Below are 6,726 nucleotides of genomic sequence, written 5' to 3'. Positions count from 1 at the left end.
CCCCAACCCCCATCCCCCGGAAGGCCGATTTCGCCGGCTTTGAAAGCATGCCCTAACGGATCCGCGGCGGCCCTCCGGCCGGGGAGAGCCGGGACCGTCGATGGCGAGAGCGCGGACGGGTTCGGGTCGGCTCCGGGTGTTGGGCATGGTCGGCGCGCTGAGCCTCAGCTCGGGGCCGGCCCTACGGACCGGACCACCCTGGAGCACTGGTACCGCGCCCACGTCCTCGGCGGCCGGGGCGCGTTCCTGTTGGCGGACGCCGGCTACGGCGATTTCTCCCGGGCGCTGCGCCGGAAATTCGTGATCGCGATCAGCGCCCTAGGGCGGTAGCCCGGCGACGCCTCAGGGCGCCTTCTTCAGCTGGCCTTCGGCTCGGGCGACCCCGGCCTCGCAGGCCGTGGCATCACCCTTGGAATCTGCCGTCCGCGCCTCGTCCAACGCGACCTTGGCCTGCTGGGCGGCATCCGCGCCCTCGCCGGCCTGGGCCGACTTCTCCGGGGGGGCCTGCGGGGATTCGTTGGCGCGCTGGCCCTCGGTGCCGGTCACGCCCTCGCCGCCGCGCTTGGCGGCGTTGCCCTGGCCGCTGGTGGAAGCCGAGATCGAGGCGGTCGCCTCCGCGGTGACACGCTTCGACAGGGCGTCGATCTTGTCCGAGCAGGGCGAGGCGAGGACCGGGGCCGCCATCAGGACCAGGGCCAGGGGCACCGTGACGGAAACCGTGAAGGCGGCGGGACGCATCATCGTGTCGAACTCTTTCATGGCGGGGGGCCGGGGATCAGGTCCCCGGTCCCCCAACGCGTCGCGGTGGAATGCGGTTCAGGCGCTGAGCTGGTCGCGGATCGGCAATTGCCGCACGCGCCGGCCGGTGGCCGCGAAGACCGCGTTGGCGATGGCGGGCGCCACCGGCGGCACGCCGGGTTCGCCGACGCCGCCGAGCGGGCCGTCGTAGGAGCCGGTCGGTACCAGGTGCACGCGGACCACCTTCGGGGCGGCGTCGATCCGGATGATCTCGTAGCCGTCGAAGTTGTTCTGCACGGCCCGGCCCTGCTTGAAGGTGATCTCGGAGGTGAGGGCGAGCCCCATCCCCATGACCACGGCGCCTTCCATCTGCGACCGGATGCGCTCCGGGTTCACCTGCGGCCCGCAATCGACCGCGATGTCGATGGCGTGGACCTTCACCTGGCCCTTGTCGTCGACCTCCACCTCGGCCGCCACCGCCGTGTAGGTGACGAAGCTGTAGTGGCCGGCGATGCCGAGGCCGCGGCCCTTGGGCATCTGCCGTCCCCAGCCGGCGCCCTTGGCCGCCGCCTCGATCACGCCGCGCAGGCGGCCGGTGTCGATCGGGTAGAGCTTCGGGTCCTCGCCGTGGTTCCAGACGTCGCCGATGGAGGTCGGGTCGATCGTCCGGGCCGGGCCGATCAGGTCCAGCAGGTACTCCTTCGGGTCGCGGCCGGCGGCATGCGCCAGCTCCGACACGAAGGACTGGATCGCGAAGGCGTGCGGGATGTTCGAGACCGAGCGGAACCAGCCGATCCGGACGTGGGCGGCGGCCTCCGGGTTCTCCATCCGGGCGTTGGGCAGGTTGAACGGCGTGTTCACCAGACCCATCCCGAGCTCGAACGGCAGCTCGTGCTTCGGATCGGGGGCGAAGATCGAGCCGATCGTCGGCGCCACCGAGCGGTGCAGCCACGCCACCGGCATGCCCTTGTCGTCGAGGCCGGCCTCCAGGCGCTCAACCGAGATCGTGTGGTAGTAGCCGTGGTGGATGTCGTCCTCGCGGGTCCAGGCGAGCTTGACCGGCGCGCCGTCCACCGCCTGCGAGCACAGGGCGGCCTCGACCACGTAATCCGGCTTGGACTTGCGCCCGAAGCCGCCGCCGAGCAGCGTGACGTTCACCTTGACCTTGTCGTCGGGCAGCTTGAGCGCCTTCATCAGGCGGTCGTTGGCGGCCTGCGGACCCTGGGTGCAGGCCCAGGCCTCGCAGAAGCCGTCCTTGACCCGGGCCACGGCGGCCGGGGGCTCCATCGGGGCCTGGACCAAGTGGGGCACGAAGTATTCGGCCTCGAGCTTGGTCTTGGCCTTGGCCATCGCGCCGTCGACGTCGCCCTGGTTGCGCACCACCTTGCCGGGCTTGCGCGCGGCGGCCTCGAGCTCCTTGCGGAACACGTCGGTGTCGTAGCCGGCGTTCGGGCCGTCATCCCAGGTGATCTTCAGCGCGTCGCGCGCCTTCATGGCGGCCCAGGTGTTCTTGGCGACCACGGCGACGCCGCCGAGCGGCATGAACTCGCTCGGGATCTCGCCGCCGTCGATCTTGAAGATCTTGACGACGCCCGGGACCTTCTTGGCCTCGCTGTCGTCGTAGGACGCGACCTTGCCGCCGTAGACCGCCGGGCGGGCGACAACAGCGTACAGCATCCCGTCGAGCTTGGTGTCGAGGCCGTAGACGGCCCGGCCCGTGGTGATGTCGAAGTTGTCGATCAGCCCGATCTTGCCGGTGCCGACGTACCGGAAATCCTTCGGGTCCTTCAGCGGGACGTTCGTGGGCACCGGCAGCTCGGAGGCCGCCTGCGCCACGGCGCCGTAGCCGAGGCTGCGCTTCGACTTGGCGTGCGTGAGGGTGTGGTTGGACGCCGTCACCTCGGAGGCTGGCACGCCCCATTGCTTGGCCGCGGCCTCGATCAGCATCAGCCGCGCGGCGGCGCCGGCATGGCGGAAATGCTGGAAGAAGTGGCGCAGCGAGCGCGAGCCGTCGGTGTCCTGGTTGCCGAAGCGCTGCTCGTCGCCCCAGGCCTGGACCACCTTCACCTTCGGCCAGTCGGCCTCAAGCTCGTCGGCGACCGTGAGCGCCACCGAGGTGCGCACGCCCTGGCCCATGTCGGAGCGGTGGTTGGTCACCGTGACGGTGCCGTCCGGGGCGATCGCCACGAAGATTTTTGGGTCGTCGCGCCAGCCGTGCGGCATGCCGTCGGCGCCGAATTTCTGGGCCTTCTGCTCGGCGGTCTGGCCCTCGTCGGCGCGGGCGTCGCGCAGGGACAGGGCGAGCACAAGGGCGCCGGCGCCGCCGAGGATGCCGCGGCGGCTGACATTGGCGAGGACCGGCTTGGCGGTCGGTTGAGCGGCCAGTTCGGCCATCATCTGGGCGTCATGAATCACAGGCGCTCTCCCTTGCCGGCGGGGGCCGTCTGGCCGGCGGCCTGATGGATCGCCGCGCGGATGCGCGGATAGGTGCCGCAGCGGCAGATGTTGCCGCTCATTGTGTCGTCGATGTCCTGCTCGGACGGCTTGGGCGTGTCCTTGAGCAGGGCTGCGGCCTGCATGATCTGGCCGCACTGGCAGTAGCCGCACTGGGCGACGTTGAGGTCGCGCCAGGCCACCTGCACCGGGTGGTTGCCGTCGGGCGACAGCCCCTCGATGGTCACGACCTCCTGGCCGGCGGCCGCCGAGACCGGGGTGATGCAGGCGCGGGTCGCCGCGCCGCCGAGATGGATCGTGCAGGCGCCGCACAGCGACACGCCGCAGCCGAACTTGGTGCCGGTGAGCCCGAGTTCGTCGCGCAGGTACCACAGCAGCGGCATGTCGGGGTCGCCGTCGAAGCTGCGCGCAGCCCCGTTCACGGTGAGTTTGATCATCGATGCGTCCTGTCTGGCAGCGCCGGAGCGGCGTCCCGTCGGGTCCGAGCCGGGTCGGAGGCGCCGACCGATGCTCCGGTCCACGCGTCCGCCCATGCCGGCTAACCCGGCGAACGGGTCTCTGGGTTCGGAAGTGGAAGAATTCTAATCCACCCTGGGAGACTTGTGCAACGCAAGGTGGACGCGGCATGCCGCCGGAGGTCCGCGCCGGGGACATGCCGCGTGCGGCGGCGCACATGCGTGTCTCGTGGAGGGACAACGCCTTCGAACGTGTCAGAGGGAAGCGGTCCGTACTGCCACGCTGCACTGCGTCGACGACGATCAGCGTCGGCATCCGAACGCTCGATCGGCTCGGACCTAACGCCCTTGCCGCTTCGCCGCGCTCGCCATGGCCGGGCGGAGCCTGCATGCCCACCGAGAACATCGGTCCGTTGGGTGTTTGTAGGCGGATCGATCCATCACCGGACCGTCAGCGGACAGTCTCCAGATCGGTCCTGCGAAACTCGTCCGCCGTGGCGAGGATCGGCACGTCGAAGAGCCGGGCCGCGGCGTAGTGGAGACAGTCACCGAGGTTGAGGCCGTGACGGCCCGCCCGGTAGCGATGCGCCGCCGACAGAGCGAGCGCCGTGGTCTCGTTGGCGGGCGGCAGATCGCAGACCTCGATGCTTCGGGCTTCGAGGAATTCGAGGACGATCGGCCCGACGGCTTCGACCGTCATGTCGAACTTGTCGGGCCGCGCGAGGGCCAGCACCGTTTCCAGGACCGCGACGGCGAGGTCATACACCGGCTGGCCGAGGCGAGCGCGGCGGAGATCCGGCCGGCCTCCGGCTCGTCCGCCAGCAGGGCGACGAGCGCGGAGGCGTCCACGAACATCAGCGGCTTTCCCACATCGCGTCGTAGACATCCCGCGGGAGGGGCGTCCGGGCATCCTCGCTGAGGGTGATTCCATGCTTCTCGCGCAGCCGTGCGGCGGTCGCCTGCGGCGTCTCCCCCGGGTGCCTGCGCGCGATCGCCTCTCGCATGGCGATGACGATCGCCTCGGTGATGCCGACCCCCGCCAGGGTGGCGAACCGGCGCGTCAGCGCATCGGCTTCGGGATTGTTGACGTTGATCGGCACGGCCGTTCGCCCTCGACAGAGCGATGTAGATAATCGCTCGCGCGGATCTACACCAGCCGACGGCGTTACACCGTCACCTGCGTCCCGACCTCGACCACCCGCCCGGTGGGGATCTGGAAGAAGTCCGTCGCGTCGTTGGCGTTCTTGGCGAGCGTGATGAAGATGCGGTCCTGCCAGAGCGGCATGCCCGAATGGGTGGCCGGGCGGATCGAGCGGCGGGACAGGAAGAACGACGTCGCCATGATGTCGAACTTGAAGCCCTGGCGGCGCAGCAGCACCAGGGTCTTGGGGATGTTCGGCGTCTCCATGTAGCCGAACTTCATCACCACCTTGAAGAAGTGCGGACCCACCGGCTCGATCCGGACCTTGTCGGCCTCCTTCGAGCGCGGCGTGTCCACCGTCTCGACCGTGAGGATCACGTTCTTCTCGTGCAGCACCTTGTTGTGCTTCAGGTTGTGCAGCAGGGCGGCCGGGGCGATCTCGGGGTCGCTCGTCAGGAACACCGCGGTGCCGCGCACGTGGTGGGGCGGGCTCTTCTCCAGCATGCCGACCAGCTCGACCAAGGGCACGTCGGTCTTGCGGGTCTTGTTGAACAGGATCGTGACCCCGCGCACCCAGGTCCACATCAGGATGACGAGGCCGCCGGCCAGGATCAGGGGCACGTAGCCGCCCTCGACCACCTTGATCAGGTTGGAGAGCAGGAACAGGAACTCGACCACGATGAACGGCAGCATCACCAGGGCGGCGGCCACCGGCGACCAGCCCCACATCCGCCAGATCACCAGGAAGGTCATCGAGGCGGTGAGCAGCATCGTTCCGGTCACCGCGATGCCGTAGGCCGAGGCGAGCGACGAGGAGGTCTTGAACAGCACCGCCAGCAGCACGACGCCGACCATCAGCAGCCCGTTGATCTGCGGCAGGTAGATCTGCCCGGCATGCGATTCGGAGGTGTGGCGGATCTCGAGCCGCGGCAGCAGGCCGAGCTGGATCGCCTGCCGGGACAACGAGAAGGCGCCGGTGATCACCGCCTGGCTCGCCACCACGGTGGCCAGCGTCGCCAGCACCACCATCGGCAGCAGGCCCCAGGCCGGGACGAGCTGGAAGAACGGGTCGGCGGTGTCGGGCTTCTCCAGCACCAGGGCCGCCTGGCCCAGGTAGTTCAGGGCGAGCGCCGGGAAGACCAGGCAGACCCAGGCCACCTGGATCGGCTTGCGGCCGAAATGCCCGAGATCGGCGAACAGGGCCTCGGCGCCGGTCACCGCCAGGAACACCGCGCCGAGCGCCACCAGCGCCCCGGTGCCGTGGCCGAGCAGGTAATGCACCGCGTACCAGGGGTTGACCGCGCGGAACACCTCCGTGTGCAGGCCGATATGCGGCAGGGCGGCGAGCGCCATGGCGACGAACCACACCACGGTCATCGGCCCGAAGAAGGCCGCGACCTTGGCGGTGCCGCGGTTCTGCACCAGGAACAGGGCGACGATGATCGTCACCGTGATCGGCAGCACGTAGTCGTTCAGGGCCGGGGTGACGAGCTTCAGCCCCTCCACGGCCGAGAGCACCGAGATCGCCGGGGTGATCACCGCGTCGCCGTAGAACAGCGAGGCGCCCAGCAGGCCGAGCATGAACACGATGCGGGAGCCGCCGAGCGCCTTCCGGGCCAGCGCCATCAGCGAGAGGATGCCGCCCTCGCCGTTGTTGTCCATGCGCAGCAGGATCAGGACGTACTTGACCGTCACGATCAGGAACAGCGCCCAGAGGATCAGCGATACGGTGCCGATCACTTCCTCGGGCAGCAGGATGCCGTCGGTGCGGGCCGGGACCAGCGCCTCGCGGAAGGCGTAGAGCGGGCTGGTGCCGATGTCGCCGTAGACGACCCCGACCGAGCCGACCAGCAGGGTCCAGAAGCCGGCATGGCCGTGCTGGGTCTCGGCCTTCTCGGGGGAATCCAGGGCGCCGGCGGGGGCCGGCCCCTGCTCGGG

The 6,726-nt window shown here is 69.7% G+C and carries 7 protein-coding genes; 1 reads left to right on the top strand and 6 read right to left on the bottom strand.

The window, feature by feature from the left end; genetic code table 11:
- Nucleotides 1-330: DUF1194 domain-containing protein (locus FV233_RS31425; RefSeq protein WP_246690110.1), on the top strand; the 330-nt coding region annotated here is incomplete at its 5' end.
- 12 nt (nt 331-342) lie between these two features.
- On the opposite strand, the gene FV233_RS27395 is transcribed toward FV233_RS31425, so the two are convergent.
- The 6 genes from FV233_RS27395 to FV233_RS27370 all read right to left on the bottom strand — a co-directional run.
- The gene (locus tag FV233_RS27395) at nt 343-741 is read right to left on the bottom strand and encodes a hypothetical protein (protein WP_147854744.1); all 399 of its coding nucleotides are present in this window, start codon (nt 739-741) and stop codon (nt 343-345) included.
- A 75-nt stretch (nt 742-816) separates the two neighbouring features.
- On the bottom strand, nt 817-3,153 hold the full coding sequence (locus FV233_RS27390) for a xanthine dehydrogenase family protein molybdopterin-binding subunit (protein WP_147899406.1): 2,337 nt from the start codon (nt 3,151-3,153) through the stop codon (nt 817-819).
- Nucleotides 3,150-3,629, bottom strand: a complete 480-nt coding sequence (locus FV233_RS27385; protein ID WP_147854740.1) for a (2Fe-2S)-binding protein — start codon at nt 3,627-3,629, stop codon at nt 3,150-3,152. Before FV233_RS27385 ends, FV233_RS27390 begins: the two co-directional genes overlap by 4 nt.
- Nucleotides 3,630-4,098: 469 nt before the next feature.
- Nucleotides 4,099-4,413: a type II toxin-antitoxin system VapC family toxin gene (locus tag FV233_RS27380; protein ID WP_238261368.1), complete on the bottom strand. Its 315-nt coding sequence runs from the start codon at nt 4,411-4,413 to the stop codon at nt 4,099-4,101.
- An 88-nt stretch (nt 4,414-4,501) separates the two neighbouring features.
- On the bottom strand, nt 4,502-4,747 hold the full coding sequence (locus FV233_RS27375) for a type II toxin-antitoxin system VapB family antitoxin (protein WP_147899405.1): 246 nt from the start codon (nt 4,745-4,747) through the stop codon (nt 4,502-4,504).
- A 65-nt stretch (nt 4,748-4,812) separates the two neighbouring features.
- Nucleotides 4,813-6,726 (bottom strand): potassium transporter Kup (locus FV233_RS27370; RefSeq protein ID WP_147899404.1); only part of this gene is annotated, 1,914 nt, incomplete at its 5' end.

Source organism: Methylobacterium sp. WL7, from assembly GCF_008040085.1.
In the GTDB taxonomy this organism is placed as follows: domain Bacteria; phylum Pseudomonadota; class Alphaproteobacteria; order Rhizobiales; family Beijerinckiaceae; genus Methylobacterium; species Methylobacterium mesophilicum.
The sequence above is the reverse complement of the archived record's forward strand: the minus strand, read 5'-3'. Positions and strand labels throughout refer to the sequence as shown.

Coding starts and splice junctions, on each gene's coding strand:
- FV233_RS27395 (WP_147854744.1), bottom strand. CDS start 741: ATGATGCGTCCCGCCGCCTTCACGGTTTCCGTCACGGTGCCCCTGGCC.
- FV233_RS27385 (WP_147854740.1), bottom strand. CDS start 3,629: ATGATCAAACTCACCGTGAACGGGGCTGCGCGCAGCTTCGACGGCGAC.